17 protein-coding genes (1 of these 17 only partly in view) are annotated in these 12591 nt (G+C 68.2%); 12 read left to right on the top strand and 5 right to left on the bottom strand.

The window, feature by feature from the left end; translation table 11 throughout:
- Both ASC46_RS19005 and ASC46_RS19010 read left to right on the top strand, forming a co-directional pair.
- A protein-coding gene (locus ASC46_RS19005; protein ID WP_096335397.1) for a M23 family metallopeptidase crosses the window boundary here: on the top strand, positions 1 to 736 show its 3' end. It extends 1355 nt beyond the left edge of the window; only the last 736 of its 2091 coding nucleotides appear in the window; the start codon falls outside the window, past its left edge; its stop codon occupies positions 734 to 736.
- Positions 737 to 833: 97 nt separating this feature from the next.
- Positions 834 to 1751, top strand: a complete 918-nt coding sequence (locus ASC46_RS19010; RefSeq protein WP_055460871.1) for an AEC family transporter — start codon at positions 834 to 836, stop codon at positions 1749 to 1751.
- A gap of 16 nt (positions 1752 to 1767) precedes the next feature.
- On the opposite strand, the gene gluQRS is transcribed toward ASC46_RS19010, so the two are convergent.
- Positions 1768 to 2679 (bottom strand): tRNA glutamyl-Q(34) synthetase GluQRS, encoded by a 912-nt coding sequence (gene gluQRS / locus ASC46_RS19015; protein ID WP_055460872.1) that lies wholly within the window; start codon positions 2677 to 2679, stop codon positions 1768 to 1770.
- A gap of 40 nt (positions 2680 to 2719) precedes the next feature.
- On the opposite strand from gluQRS, the gene ASC46_RS19020 reads away from it, so the two are divergent.
- Positions 2720 to 3388, top strand: a complete 669-nt coding sequence (locus ASC46_RS19020; RefSeq protein WP_210166022.1) for a DNA-3-methyladenine glycosylase family protein — start codon at positions 2720 to 2722, stop codon at positions 3386 to 3388.
- A gap of 81 nt (positions 3389 to 3469) precedes the next feature.
- Positions 3470 to 4153 carry an alpha/beta hydrolase gene (locus ASC46_RS19025; RefSeq protein WP_055460874.1) on the top strand — a complete coding sequence of 228 codons (684 nt, stop codon included), beginning with the start codon at positions 3470 to 3472 and terminating at the stop codon, positions 4151 to 4153.
- On the opposite strand, the gene ASC46_RS19030 is transcribed toward ASC46_RS19025, so the two are convergent.
- Both ASC46_RS19030 and ASC46_RS19035 read right to left on the bottom strand, forming a co-directional pair.
- Positions 4154 to 4924, bottom strand: a complete 771-nt coding sequence (locus ASC46_RS19030) for an HpcH/HpaI aldolase family protein (RefSeq protein WP_055460875.1) — start codon at positions 4922 to 4924, stop codon at positions 4154 to 4156. It abuts the gene before it with no gap.
- A gap of 31 nt (positions 4925 to 4955) precedes the next feature.
- Entirely contained in the window at positions 4956 to 5276 is a 321-nt protein-coding gene (locus ASC46_RS19035) for a DUF1476 domain-containing protein (RefSeq protein WP_019402192.1), read from the bottom strand.
- Between the two features lie 335 nt (positions 5277 to 5611).
- On the opposite strand from ASC46_RS19035, the gene purC reads away from it, so the two are divergent.
- From purC to purQ, 3 genes are all read left to right on the top strand, one after another.
- Positions 5612 to 6406: a phosphoribosylaminoimidazolesuccinocarboxamide synthase gene (gene purC / locus ASC46_RS19040; protein ID WP_019402193.1), complete on the top strand. Its 795-nt coding sequence runs from the start codon at positions 5612 to 5614 to the stop codon at positions 6404 to 6406.
- 88 nt (positions 6407 to 6494) lie between these two features.
- The gene (gene purS / locus ASC46_RS19045) at positions 6495 to 6737 is read left to right on the top strand and encodes a phosphoribosylformylglycinamidine synthase subunit PurS (protein WP_055460876.1); all 243 of its coding nucleotides are present in this window, start codon (positions 6495 to 6497) and stop codon (positions 6735 to 6737) included.
- 6 nt (positions 6738 to 6743) lie between these two features.
- Positions 6744 to 7427, top strand: coding sequence for a phosphoribosylformylglycinamidine synthase subunit PurQ (gene purQ, locus ASC46_RS19050; protein WP_055460877.1), 684 nt, complete (start codon positions 6744 to 6746; stop codon positions 7425 to 7427).
- A gap of 33 nt (positions 7428 to 7460) precedes the next feature.
- On the opposite strand, the gene ASC46_RS19055 is transcribed toward purQ, so the two are convergent.
- Positions 7461 to 7883 (bottom strand): hypothetical protein, encoded by a 423-nt coding sequence (locus ASC46_RS19055; protein ID WP_055460878.1) that lies wholly within the window; start codon positions 7881 to 7883, stop codon positions 7461 to 7463.
- Between the two features lie 190 nt (positions 7884 to 8073).
- On the opposite strand from ASC46_RS19055, the gene purL reads away from it, so the two are divergent.
- The 4 genes from purL to ASC46_RS19075 all read left to right on the top strand — a co-directional run bounded on the left by purL (position 8074) and on the right by ASC46_RS19075 (position 11459).
- Positions 8074 to 10287 (top strand): phosphoribosylformylglycinamidine synthase subunit PurL, encoded by a 2214-nt coding sequence (purL, locus tag ASC46_RS19060; protein ID WP_055460923.1) that lies wholly within the window; start codon positions 8074 to 8076, stop codon positions 10285 to 10287.
- 35 nt (positions 10288 to 10322) lie between these two features.
- Positions 10323 to 10559, top strand: a complete 237-nt coding sequence (locus ASC46_RS19065; RefSeq protein ID WP_055460879.1) for a BolA family protein — start codon at positions 10323 to 10325, stop codon at positions 10557 to 10559.
- A gap of 47 nt (positions 10560 to 10606) precedes the next feature.
- The gene (grxD, locus tag ASC46_RS19070; protein WP_055460924.1) at positions 10607 to 10948 is read left to right on the top strand and encodes a Grx4 family monothiol glutaredoxin; all 342 of its coding nucleotides are present in this window, start codon (positions 10607 to 10609) and stop codon (positions 10946 to 10948) included.
- 97 nt (positions 10949 to 11045) lie between these two features.
- Positions 11046 to 11459 (top strand): hypothetical protein, encoded by a 414-nt coding sequence (locus tag ASC46_RS19075; protein ID WP_055460880.1) that lies wholly within the window; start codon positions 11046 to 11048, stop codon positions 11457 to 11459.
- Here the strand turns inward: ASC46_RS19075 and tlpA are convergent.
- Positions 11456 to 12106, bottom strand: coding sequence for a thiol:disulfide interchange protein TlpA (gene tlpA, locus ASC46_RS19080; protein ID WP_055460881.1), 651 nt, complete (start codon positions 12104 to 12106; stop codon positions 11456 to 11458). The two genes, ASC46_RS19075 and tlpA, sit on opposite strands and share 4 nt — an antisense overlap.
- On the opposite strand from tlpA, the gene lptM reads away from it, so the two are divergent.
- On the top strand, positions 12105 to 12560 hold the full coding sequence (lptM, locus tag ASC46_RS21395; protein ID WP_245280631.1) for an LPS translocon maturation chaperone LptM: 456 nt from the start codon (positions 12105 to 12107) through the stop codon (positions 12558 to 12560). The two genes, tlpA and lptM, sit on opposite strands and share 2 nt — an antisense overlap.
- Positions 12561 to 12591: the final 31 nt, after the last annotated feature.

The raw sequence follows: 12591 nt of genomic DNA on the forward strand, positions 1-12591 counted from the left end.
CGTCCAGGATCTCATCCGCATCTTTGCCTATGACGTCGATTTCCAGCGCCGCGTCGGGCCGAGCGACTCGATCGAGCTGTTCATGGCCGATGACGATGGCACGGCCGGCGGAGATGTCTTGTTTGCCGCGCTCACCGTCGGCGGCGAGCGACGGGCGGTCTACCGCTACCAGTCACCGCAGGACAACGCCGTGGACTATTTCGACGAGGACGGACGTTCGCTGAAGAAGTTCCTGCTGCGCAAGCCGATCACCGACGGCATCATGCGGTCGGGCTTCGGCACCCGCCGGCATCCGATCCTCGGCTATTCCAAGATGCACACGGGCGTCGACTGGTCGAACCGGTCAGGCACGCCCATTCTCGCCGCCGGCGACGGCGTCGTGATCAAGGCCGGCTGGAGCTCCGGCTACGGCCGGCGCATCGAGATCCAGCACGCCAATGGCTACGTCACGACCTATTCCCACCAGTCGGGGTTCGCCCGCGGCATCCAGGAGGGCAGCCGGGTACGCCAGGGCCAGGTCATCGGCTATGTCGGCAACACGGGCCTGTCGACCGGGGCGCACCTGCACTACGAGGTGCTGGTCAACGGCCACTTCGTCAATCCGATGAAAATCAAGGTGCCGCGCGGCCGCGAGCTGGAGGGCACGGCGCTCGCCGAGTTCCGCCGCCAGCGCGACCAGATCCGCGAGCTGCGCGGCCGGGCCGAGACGGGCGTGCAGATGGCCGAGGGCGGCTGAGCCGCTCCGGCGGCCGCATGGCAGCCCTGCGCCTCAACGCCTAGCCCGTCCGGCGCCCCCGCTCCAAGGTCGCGCAGCTTCTCCGACCGGTCAGGCCATGCTCTCCGTCTTCCTGCTCGTCTTGCCGATCTTCGGGCTCATCGCCGTCGGCTTCCTCGCCCGCTTCGTCGGCCTGCTCAACGACCGCACCGGCGAAGGCCTGTCGGATTTCGTCTATGCCCTCGCCATTCCCTGTCTCATCTTCCGCACCCTGGCGAAGGCCACGCTGCCGGAGGTGCAGCCCTGGGGCTACTGGCTAGCCTATTTCGGCGGCGTCGCCGTCGTGTGGGTGCTTGCCACGGTCATCGCGCGGCGCCTGTTCGGCGTCACGGAGACGGAGGGGGCCGTTGCCGGCTTCTCGGCGGCGCAGTCCAACACCGTACTCGTCGGCATCCCGCTCATCCTCAAGGCCTATGGCGACGAGGGCGCCGTTCCGCTCTTCCTGCTGATCGCTATCCACCTGCCGATCATGATGACGGTGGCCACCATCCTCGTCGAAGGGCGCGGGACCTCGCCGCTGACCATCGCACGGCGGCTGATCACCCATCCCATCGTCATCGCGGTCATCCTCGGCTCGCTGGCGAGGCTCCTGCCGGGCGGGCTGCCCGACGTCGCCTGGGCCCTCATCAATCCCATCGCCGAGGCGGCCGTGCCCTGCGCGCTCATCGCCATGGGCGTCGCGCTGCGACGCTACGGCTTCGGCGAAGGCCTCGGTCTCGCAAGCACGATCACGGTGCTCAAGCTGCTGGTGCACCCTTTCATTGTCTATGTGCTGGCGCTGCACGTGTTCCAGATTCCGCCGACCTGGGCGGGCGTCGCCGTGCTGTTCGCGGCCTCGCCCTCCGGCATCAATGCCTACCTCCTCGCCGAACGGTACCGCTGCGGCATCGCCATCGCCTCCGGCTCCATCGCCATGTCGACGGGCTTCGCGCTGGCGAGCACGATCCTCTGGCTTACGGTGCTCGGGGCCGGCTAAGGCCGGTTTCCCGAGCTCAGAGACGGAAGCCGAGGCGTCGCCTGATCTCCTCCGCGCCAATCCCTGCCGCCCTCAGATCACGCAGGGCCGGCGAGCCGCGACTCTTGGCGAGCTTGAGACCGGCTTCGTCGGCGACGAGGTCGTGGTGGTGATAGCGCGGCACCGGCAGCTCGAGCAGCGCCTGCAGGAGGCGGTGCACGTCGGTCGCCGCCGCGAGGTCGCGTCCGCGCACCACATGCGTGACGCCCTGCAGCGCGTCGTCGACGACCACCGACAGGTGATAGCTCGTCGGCACCTCCTTGCGCGCGAGCACCACGTCGCCCCAGCGCGCCGGATCGGCGGAGACGACTCGCTCGCCATCGTCGGGATCAAAGGCGATGAAGACCAGTTCGCGACCGGATTCCGCAAGGCGGCCGAGAGCGCCCGCCATGTCGAGCCGCAAGGCATGCGGTTCGCCGGCGGCCAGGCGGCGGGCGACCTCATCGACCTGCAGCCGCCGGGCGAGCCCGGGATAGAGCGGCGCGCCGTCGGGATCGCACGGCCACGGTCTACCTTCGGCACGCTCCCATTCGGCAATGGCTGTCCGGATCTCCTGGCGGCTGGCGAAACAGGGATAAACGAGGCCCATCGCACGCAGCTTCCCCAGCGCCGCCCCGTAGTCGGCCATGTGATCCGACTGGCGGCGCACCGGCTCCTCCCATGCGAAACCCAGCCAGGCGAGATCCTCATAGATGGCCCGTTCGAACTCCGGGCGGCAGCGCGTCGGGTCGATGTCCTCGATGCGCAGCAGCAGCCGCCCGCCGAGCCGGCGGGCGAGCGCCGCATTAAGCAGTGCCGAATAGGCGTGCCCGAGGTGGAGGAAACCATTGGGGCTCGGCGCGAAGCGCAAAACGGGTGTCGTCTTCGCCCCCACTGCCGCATGCGTCATGATGAAACGACCACGATTCGAATCATGCCGAGGATATCCGATGCCGCGCATCATCGACGGCGAGACGGCGCTCGACCATGCCCTCTCCGGCCTCATCGCCGCCGACCCGCTGATCGGCGAGCTTGTCGAGGCCGGCGCGCGGCCGCCGCTGCGCCTGCGAGATCCGGGCTTTTCCGGGCTCGCCGGCATCATCGTCGCCCAGCAGGTGTCCGTTGCCAGCGCCAATGCGATCTGGGCGCGGGTGACGGCGCGTTTCGACCCGCTCGAGCCCCTCGCCTTCCTCGCCGCGAGCGATGCGGACCTGCGCGCCTGCGGGCTCTCGCTGCCGAAAATGCGCGGGCTGCGCGCCGTCGCCCTCGCGATCGCCGAAGGGCATCTGCCGATCGAGGCGCTCGGCGCGATGGCGCCGGACGAGGCCATCGCCGCGCTCACCGCCGTGAAGGGCATCGGCCCGTGGACCGCGGAAATCTACCTTCTCTTCTGCCTCGGCCATCCCGACATCTTTCCGGCCGGGGATCTCGCCCTGCAGGAGGCCGCGCGCCTTGCGCTCGCACTCGACGAACGCCCGCGCGAGAAGGAGCTGCGCGCCATCGCCGAGGAACGCTGGCAGCCTTTCCGCGGCGTCGCGGCACGCGTGCTGTGGGCCTATTACCGCATCGCCCGCCACGGTCGCGAAGGTGCACCGGTACTCGGCGCCGACGCTACATGAGCCGACGCGAATCGCTCGACCGTGCCAGCACGATTCGCTAATCAGCGGGAATAGCCATCACGAGCCGCACGGGACGACGACATGGACCAGCGAACGATAGACGGGCCGCGCCTTGCCGCGCGATCGGGCACCGCTCGCCAGCTCGTCGTCTTCCTGCACGGCTACGGCGCGGACGGAAACGACCTCATCGACATTGGCCGCCAGTGGCAGCGCTGGTTGCCGGATGCGGCCTTCGTCTCGCCGCACGCGCCGGAGCCCTGCGGCATGTCGCCCATGGGTCGGCAGTGGTTCGCCCTCACCTTCCGCGATCCGGACGAGCGCTGGCGCGGCGTCAACCATGCCGGGCCCGGGCTCGATGCCTTCCTCGACGCCGAGTTGGCCCGCCATGGGCTGAGCGGGGACCGGCTCGCCCTCGTCGGCTTCAGCCAGGGCACCATGATGGCGCTGCACGTTGGCCTCAGGCGGCGCAGCGCACCAGCGGCGATCGTCGGTTATTCCGGCATGCTGGTGGGGCCGAGCGGTGCTGCACCTGATGCGATGCGGGAAGAGATCCGCGCCCGGCCACCGGTGCTGCTGGTCCATGGCGATGCCGACGAGGTCATCCCGGTCGAGGCGCTGTTCTTTTCGTCGCAGGCCCTGTCGAGCCTCGACGTGCCGACCGAATGGCACCTGTCGCCCGGCATCGGGCATGGCATCGACAGCGAGGGCCTGCGCCAGGGCGGATTGTTCCTCGCACGCGCCTTCGGCCTGCCCTACCCGGCCTGATCAGCGCCCGACAGCCGCGAGCGCCGCCTGCGCGCCCTGGCGCAGGAAGACCGTGTCGCTGCCAATGGCGGAGACGACGATGCCCTTGCGCGCGAAGGCCGCCGCGCGCTCCGGCGGGCCCGCATAGGCCCAGACCGCCTTGCCGGCCGCCTTGGCGCGGGCAAGCACGTGGTCGATCGCTTCGTCGACGGCCGCCGATTCCGGCTCGAGCTCACGTCCGCCGGACAAGGCGATGGACAGGTCGGAGGGGCCGATGAAGACCGCATCAATGCCTTCGACCGCGAGGATGTCGTCGAGCGCGTCAAGCGCCGCTCGCGTCTCGATCATCGCCACAGCGCCAGTGAGGCCGTTGGCGCGGGCGAGATAGTCCTTCGGTGCCAGACCCGACAGGGCGAGCGCCGCATGCGGCCCCCAGCTGCGCTCGCCGAGCGGCGGGAACTTGGCGAAGGCTGCGAAGGCCCGTGCATCGGCTGCTGAATTGACCATCGGCGCAATGACGGCGGCGGCCCCGGCGTCGAGCATGCGCGAGGTCGCCTGGAAATCGCCGACGGGAATGCGGACGACGGCTGGCTTGCCGGCGCCGGCCACCAACTGGATGCCGCGGATGGCGGCGTCGATGTCGACGGCCCCATGCTGCATGTCGAGCGTGACGACGTCGAAGGCCTCACGGGCGAGCACAGCGGCGACGGCCGGCTCGCGGCTGCCAACCCAGGCGGAAAACAGCGGCCCGCCTGATGCGAGCCGGCTGGCGAAATCCCCATGGATCGACATGGCGTCCCCCGACCAATCTGCGGCAGCGACCCTACTGGCCTTTGACTTCCTCGATGGCCTGGGCCATCAGCTCGGTCATGGTGCGGCGGATCTGGTGGTCGGACTGGCCGACACCAGCGGCATCGAAATCGGCCCGCACCTTGCGGAAGACGTCGTCGTCGCCCGCCTCCTCGAAATCGGCCAGAACGACACTCTTGGCATAGGCCTCGGCATCGGGCCCGGACTTGCCGAGTTGCTGCGCCGCCCAGAGCCCGAGCAGCTTGTTGCGCCGGGCCGTCGCCTTGAAGCGCAACTCCTCGTCGTGCGCAAACTTCTTCTCGAAGGCCTCTTCGCGCTTGTCGAAGGTCGTCATCGGGCTCAACTCTCCCTCATGCGGTCGCTCAGGCGGCGATATAGATGGCGGGAGGCTTAAGCGCCAGCCCAAATCGGGCTCGAATCACGCCTCCTCCCCTTTCCCTCATCAGACACCGGACGGTGCGCGCTTGCAACGCATGCCGCGACACCCCACATCCGGGTCGATGATGGCCAGCGAACGTCCGCCGCCCGGCGCGGTCGTTGTGCTTCAGCGCGCAATCGGCTAGGTTGCGCCTCGCGGGCGAGGGCTTTGTCCGCAAGCACAAAGAGCCTCGAACCGGTCCCCGCCCGCTTCGAGCCGCGGACCTTTTGTATGGAGCCACGGCACCCCCGATGGACTTTCTCAAAACACGGTATACGCCGATGAACCGTCGCCGTCGTATCTACGAGGGCAAGGCAAAGGTGCTCTACGAGGGCCCCGAGCCGGGCACGCTCATTCAACACTTCAAGGATGATGCGACCGCATTCAACGCCAAGAAGCACGAGATTATCGACGGCAAGGGCGTTCTGAACAACCGCATCTCGGAATACATCTTCCAGAATCTCAACGACATCGGCGTGCCGACGCACTTCATCCGTCGGCTGAACATGCGCGAGCAGCTGATCCGCGAGGTCGAGATCATCCCGCTCGAGGTCGTGGTGCGCAACGTCGCTGCCGGCTCCCTGTCGCAGCGCCTCGGCATCGAGGAAGGCACGCAGCTGCCGCGCTCGATCATCGAGTTCTACTACAAGAACGACGCGCTCAACGACCCGATGGTCTCGGAGGAGCACATCACCGCTTTCGGCTGGGCGACACCTCAGGAGATCGATGACATCATGGCGCTCGCCATCCGTGTCAACGACTTCCTCTCTGGTCTCTTCCTGGGCGTCGGCATCCGCCTCGTCGACTTCAAGATGGAAACGGGCCGCATGTGGGAAGGCGACATGATGCGCATCGTCGTCGCCGACGAGATCTCGCCCGACTCGTGCCGCCTGTGGGACATCAAGTCGAACGACAAGATGGACAAGGACCGCTTCCGCAAGGACATGGGCGGCCTGATCGAGGCCTATTCGGAGGTCGCCCGCCGCCTTGGCATCCTCACCGAGAACGAGCGGCCCGGCCACGGTGGCCCGCGCCTGGTGCAGTGACGCGCTGGACGTTGCCGCAAGGCGCAATTTTGATTAAGCGGGGGCCGTTGGCCCCCGTTTCCATTTTCTCGTGCCGGAGAGCTGAACCATGAAAGCCCGCGTGACCGTGACCCTCAAGCAAGGCGTGCTCGACCCGCAGGGCAAGGCCATCGAAGGGGGGCTCAAGTCCCTCGGCATCGAGGGCATCGGGGCTGTTCGCCAGGGCAAGGTCTTCGACATCGAGGTGGAGAGCGCGGACAAGGCAAAGGCCGAGAGCGTGCTGCGCGACGCCTGCGAGCGCCTGCTCGCCAACACCGTCATCGAGAACTACCGCATCGAGCTCGCGGAGTAAGCGGCAATGAAAGCGGCGGTCATCACCTTCCCCGGCTCCAACCGTGACGGCGACGTCGCACGCGCCTTGAGACAGGCCGGCGCCACGGTCGTTTCCGCATGGCATGCCGACCACGACTTGCCGGCGGGCACCGATCTTGCCGTGCTGCCGGGCGGCTTCTCCTACGGCGACTATCTGCGCTGCGGCGCCATCGCCAGCCGGGCGCCGATCATGGACGCGGTGCGAGCGCACGCGGCGCGCGGCGGGCTCGTGCTCGGCATCTGCAACGGCTTTCAGATCCTGTGCGAATCCGGCCTCCTGCCGGGCGTTCTGATGCGCAACGCGGACCTGCATTTCATCTGCCGACGCCAGCACCTCAAGGTGGCGCGGGCGGATACCGCCTTCACCAACCGCTACCACGTCGGCCAGGTCATCGACGTCTGCATCGCCCATGGAGAGGGCAACTACGTCTGCGACGAGGCGACGCTCCACGAACTGGAATCGGAGGGGCGCGTCGCCTTCCGCTATTGTGATGCGGCGGGCAACGTTTCGCGCGCGGCCAACCCCAACGGCTCGCTCAACGACATCGCGGGCGTATTTTCCGAAGATCTCAATGTCCTCGGCATGATGCCGCATCCCGAAAACCTCATCGACGAGCTTGTGGGTGGCACGGACGGACGCGGCCTCTTCGAAAGCCTCGCAGCGGCATGACCGGCGGCTTGGGGGCCACTCCGTTGTCCAGACCTACATGGCCCATGAGACGCGCGTCGCGGCCGCGACCGGCATGGTCTCGTAGCGGAATAGGCCGAGCACGCCCGTCTCGACCCGCCCCGAGGCCGCCACGGTGAGGGTACGTGTCGCCGGATCCTTCTCGACCGTGACCTGTTCCACCCAGGTCACGCCAAGACCGTAGAAATTCGCCCGGAACATCTGGCTGGCCCGACGCTCCAGCGTCAGCTGGTCCAGCTCCTCCGCCTCCCGGGCCAATTGCTGCGCCGTGGCATCGAGAACACTCTGCATGTCGAAGCGCACGTTGGCGGCGCGGGCGTATTCGGCGACGATCCCGCACGGCACGAGCAACAATACGGGCCACAGGATGCGCGCCGCGGCGACCACCGTATCGGCGCGCTTGCGCAGGCCGTCCGAAAAGCTCCGACTCCGTCCCATGGCCGTCCAATCCGCTCCCGACGCGATACTGTTGGTGAACGGATCGCGAATTCCGTGCCGCTGCCGCTGTGCCAAAATGGTGCGCCGGAGGCGACCGCGGACCTTTTCGCCGTCGCCGCGATTGCCTCGGCGAGGCTGAAAGGCTATGGCCGGGCGAGCGCTTTTCGACCGAGCCCAAGCGGAAACCGAGATGATCCCGAACGAGCCAAAGATCACGCCCGAACTCGTCGCCGAGCACGGCCTCAAGCCCGACGAATACGAGCGTTTCGTGGCCCTCATCGGCCGCGAGCCGACGATCACCGAGCTCGGCATCGTCTCGGCGATGTGGAACGAGCACTGCTCCTACAAGTCCTCGCGCCTGCACCTGAAGACGCTGCCGACGCAGGCGCCGTGGGTCATCCAGGGCCCGGGCGAGAACGCCGGCGTCATCGACATCGGCGACGGGCTCGCCTGCGTCTTCAAGATGGAGAGCCACAACCACCCGTCCTATATCGAACCCTATCAGGGCGCGACAACCGGCGTGGGTGGCATCCTGCGCGACGTCTTCACCATGGGCGCGCGGCCGGTCGCGGCGCTCAACGCCCTGCGCTTCGGCTCTCCCGACCACCCGAAGACCCGCCATCTCGTCGCCGGCGTCGTGGCCGGCATCGGCGGCTACGGCAATTCCTTCGGCGTGCCGACCGTCGGCGGCTCGGTGGGCTTCCACTCGCGCTACGACGGCAACATCCTCGTCAATGCCATGGCGGTCGGCATCGCCAAGGCGGACGAGATCTTCTACGCCAAGGCGACCGGCGTCGGTAACCCGATCGTCTATCTCGGCTCGAAGACGGGCCGCGACGGCATCCACGGCGCCACCATGGCCTCGGCCGAGTTCGACGAGAACTCCGAGGAGAAGCGCCCGACCGTGCAGGTCGGCGATCCCTTCGCCGAGAAGCTGCTGCTCGAGGCCTGTCTCGAGCTGATGGCCTCAGGCTCCGTCATCGCCATCCAGGACATGGGCGCGGCCGGCCTCACCTGCTCGGCCGTCGAGATGGGCGCCAAGGGCGACCTCGGCATTGAGCTCGACCTCGACGCCGTGCCCTGCCGCGAGGAAGGCATGAGCGCCTACGAGATGATGCTGTCGGAGAGCCAGGAGCGCATGCTCATGGTGCTCGACCCCGACAAGCACGACATCGCCGAGGCCATCTTCCGCAAATGGGGACTCGATTTCGCCGTCATCGGCAAGACGACCGACACCTTGCGCTTCGTCGTCAGGCACAAGGGCGAGGTGATGGCCGACCTGCCGATCAAGGAGCTCGGCGACGAGGCTCCCGTTTACGACCGACCGCATATCCAGAATGCCATCGAGCCCGTATTGCCGCCGGAGACGGTGGCGGCGCCGATGGCAAACGGCGAGGCGCTGGTCAGGCTCGTCGGCACGCCGGACCTCTCATCCAAGCGCTGGGTGTGGGAGCAGTACGACCATCTCATCCTCGGCAATACGGTGCAGACGCCGGGCGGCGACGCCGCCATCGTGCGCGTCGGCGACGGGCCGAAGGGCCTTGCCATGACGACGGACGTCACGCCGCGCTATTGCGAGGCGGACCCGGTCGAGGGCGGCAAGCAGGCGGTCGCGGAAGCCTGGCGCAACATCACGGCCGTCGGCGGCCTGCCGCTCGCCGTCACCGACAACCTCAACTTCGGCAACCCGGAAAAGCCGGACGTGATGGGCCAGTTCGTCGGCTGCATCCGCGGCATCGGCGAGGCCTGCCGGGCGCTCGACTTCCCGGTCGTCTCCGGCAACGTCTCGCTCTACAACGAGACGCAAGGCCGTTCCATCCTGCCCACCCCGACCATCGGCGGCGTCGGCCTCCTCGACGACGTCAGGGTGCACGCCACCATCGCCTTCAAGGGCGAGGGCGAGAGCCTCATCCTTATCGGCGAGACCAGAGGCTGGCTCGGCCAGTCGCTGTACCTGCGCGATATCTGCGGGCGTGAGGAAGGGGCGCCGCCCCCCGTCGACCTCGCCGTCGAGAAGCGGAATGGTGATTTCGTGCGTCACCTGATCCGCGCCGGGCGCGTCAGGACCGTGCACGACTGCTCGGATGGCGGCCTCGCCGTGGCGCTTGCCGAGATGGCGATGGCAAGCGGCATCGGCTGCGCGGTGGACACGGTGCCGGAGGGACTGTCCGCCCACGCCTTCCTCTTTGGAGAGGACCAGGCGCGCTATGTCCTCGCCGTGCCGGCGCACGAGGCAGGGGCGGTCCTCGTCAGCGCGGCGGAGGCCGGCGTGCCGGCCCTGCGCCTCGGCCTCACCGGCGGCGAGGCGTTGACCCTGCCGGGCGAGGCGCCCATATCACTGGAACGCCTCAAAACGGCGCATGAATCATGGCTGCCGGACTACATGGCGGGTCAAATCGCCTGAACTGGCACGGCGGGACAAGGGAAGGGGCTGCGGCAATGGCAATGGACGCACGCGAGATCGAAGAGCTCATCAAGGCGCATCTGCCCGATGCGACAGTCGAGATTCGCGATCTCGCCGGCGATGGCGACCACTATGCTGCGACGGTGATCTCGCCGTCGTTCAAGGGCAAGACCCGCGTTCAGCAGCATCAGATGGTCTATGCCGCGCTGCAAGGCCGCATGGGCGGGGCGCTCCACGCCCTTGCATTGACGACGGCCGCGCCCGAGAATTGATGCCGAACCGCGGGTCGATGGACGAGCCCCGCGAACAGGGAAAGATCATGAGCAACGCCCACGCTTTCATCGACAACGAGGTCAAGACGAACGACGTCGTGCTCTTCATGAAGGGCACCCCCCAGTTCCCCATGTGCGGGTTCTCCGGCCAAGTCGTGCAGATTCTCGACTACCTCGGCGTGCCCTACAAGGGCGTCAACGTGCTGGAGGACGACGGCATCCGCCAGGGTATCAAGGACTATTCCAACTGGCCGACCATCCCGCAGCTCTATGTGAAGGGCGAATTCGTCGGCGGCTGCGACATCGTGCGCGAAATGTTCCAGTCGGGTGAGTTGCAGAGCCACCTCAGTGACAAGGGCATCGCGGTGCGCGTGCCCGAGAAGGGCTGACGCGCGGCAATTGCGAAACGCATCGGGGCACGCCGCGCGGGGCGGCGTGCCCTTTTTTCATGGGCCTTTTCCTGGCCGCGACGCAACGGAGGTACACGTGCCGGCAAGTGCAGTGCTTCCCGCGGCCCTTGTGCTGGCCTTGGCCGCCGCACCGGGAAGCCTTGCCCGGGACAAGGGCGAGAGCCCCTTCGCCGCGGCCGATGCGCCGCCGGCGAAGCCGGCCGCGTGCCACGAGATCCGCGGGCTCATCCGCGACGCGCCCGACCCGGACGGAGCGGCCCGCATCGACTTCGGGGCCGCCGGGCCGCTGTCGCTCGTCGAGCACGACGGGGCGCTGGCCTATCTCGGCATCTGCGCCGAGCCGGACGTGCGGGTGCTCTGCGTCACCTATTCCACCAACGGCATGCAGCCGGGTGACGTCGTGGCCGTGACGGGCGGCTACCAGCGAGTGGACGAGAACCTCGTGATCCTCGATCCCTGCCTAGCGGCACGTCCCGGCGAAGGCGGCTAGCGGCCGAGCGCGGCCCTGATGAAGGTCACCGCGTCCTCCGAATGCCACTCGGCCGGGCCGGCAAGTTCGGCGACGGCGCAGCCGTTCGGCCCGACGACGAGCGTCGTCGGCATGCCGAAGGCCTTGCCGGCGGACTTGAGCTCCTGGAAGATCTTCGCCTCCGGGTCCCGGTAGTGGGCGAGGCGCGTGATGCCGGCGTCCTTCAGCCAGACCTGTGGCTTTTCAGGATCGCGCGTATCGATGTTGACGGCGACGACCTCGAAATCGGCGCCGCCGAGGTCAGCCTGAAGGGCGTCGAGCGCCGGCATCTCTTGGCGGCACGGCGCGCACCAGGTGGCCCAGAGATTGAGCAGGACGGTGCGGCCCTCGAAATCGGCGAGCGTCAGGCGCTTTCCGTCCGGCCCGTCAAAAGCGAGCGGCGGCAGGGGCTGTGGCGTCGACGGCACCTTTACGGCCGCCAACTCGCCCTTGGCGAACGGGCGCAGCCGGTCGAGCGTCGCCTGCGCCATCTCGCACTGGGCGGCCGCAGCATCGTTGCCGCCGACGAGCCGGCCCGCCGTGAGGGCAAGCCCCACCCCGAGGATCGCGGCCCCGAGGACGGCTACGACGAACAGCGGCCGGCGGATGAGCGGCGTGGTCTCGGCCATGGGTCTGTCACCTCTCCTCAATCACCTCATGGGCGCATTAGTGCGCGCCGGCGGCGAAATCCAGACCGTCGCCACTCACGAAGACGTGGCCGATGAGCGCAGGTGGCGGATCGCGGCTTCGGCCACGCGCCTGCACCATCGCCGGCGTTTGGGGCTCGCGCTTCGCGATCCTTCCGCTATAGTGCGCGCCGTTTTCCCGGAGAATGCCTTCGTGCCGTCACCGCTGCCCACCGCCCGTTCCCTTGCCGTCGTCCTCGCCGTCGCGCTCGCGCTCGCCGCCTGCGGCCGACGCGGCGCGCTCGAACTGCCGCCGGACCCGAACGCCCCGGCGCAGGAGGAGAAGACCTCGACCGGCGGCGCGAGCCTGACGCCGTCCCCGGTCGGCACGCCGAAGAAACAGCCGGTCGCGCAGCCGCGCCCCAACGAGCCCTTCTTCCTCGACGCCATCCTCTGAAAGGGCGGCCGCTGCGGCGGTCCATCCGGCC

It is taken from the genome of Chelatococcus sambhunathii (assembly GCF_001418005.1).
GTDB lineage: Bacteria > Pseudomonadota > Alphaproteobacteria > Rhizobiales > Beijerinckiaceae > Chelatococcus_A > Chelatococcus_A sambhunathii.

Coding starts and splice junctions, on each gene's coding strand:
- ASC46_RS19020 (WP_210166022.1), top strand. CDS start 2,720: ATGCCGCGCATCATCGACGGCGAGACGGCGCTCGACCATGCCCTCTCC.
- purS (WP_055460876.1), top strand. CDS start 6,495: ATGAAAGCCCGCGTGACCGTGACCCTCAAGCAAGGCGTGCTCGACCCG.
- ASC46_RS19065 (WP_055460879.1), top strand. CDS start 10,323: ATGGCAATGGACGCACGCGAGATCGAAGAGCTCATCAAGGCGCATCTG.
- purQ (WP_055460877.1), top strand. CDS start 6,744: ATGAAAGCGGCGGTCATCACCTTCCCCGGCTCCAACCGTGACGGCGAC.
- ASC46_RS19030 (WP_055460875.1), bottom strand. CDS start 4,924: ATGTCGATCCATGGGGATTTCGCCAGCCGGCTCGCATCAGGCGGGCCG.
- ASC46_RS19025 (WP_055460874.1), top strand. CDS start 3,470: ATGGACCAGCGAACGATAGACGGGCCGCGCCTTGCCGCGCGATCGGGC.
- lptM (WP_245280631.1), top strand. CDS start 12,105: ATGGGTCTGTCACCTCTCCTCAATCACCTCATGGGCGCATTAGTGCGC.
- ASC46_RS19010 (WP_055460871.1), top strand. CDS start 834: ATGCTCTCCGTCTTCCTGCTCGTCTTGCCGATCTTCGGGCTCATCGCC.
- ASC46_RS19055 (WP_055460878.1), bottom strand. CDS start 7,883: ATGGGACGGAGTCGGAGCTTTTCGGACGGCCTGCGCAAGCGCGCCGAT.
- purL (WP_055460923.1), top strand. CDS start 8,074: ATGATCCCGAACGAGCCAAAGATCACGCCCGAACTCGTCGCCGAGCAC.
- tlpA (WP_055460881.1), bottom strand. CDS start 12,106: ATGGCCGAGACCACGCCGCTCATCCGCCGGCCGCTGTTCGTCGTAGCC.
- grxD (WP_055460924.1), top strand. CDS start 10,607: ATGAGCAACGCCCACGCTTTCATCGACAACGAGGTCAAGACGAACGAC.
- purC (WP_019402193.1), top strand. CDS start 5,612: ATGGACTTTCTCAAAACACGGTATACGCCGATGAACCGTCGCCGTCGT.
- ASC46_RS19035 (WP_019402192.1), bottom strand. CDS start 5,276: ATGACGACCTTCGACAAGCGCGAAGAGGCCTTCGAGAAGAAGTTTGCG.
- gluQRS (WP_055460872.1), bottom strand. CDS start 2,679: ATGACGCATGCGGCAGTGGGGGCGAAGACGACACCCGTTTTGCGCTTC.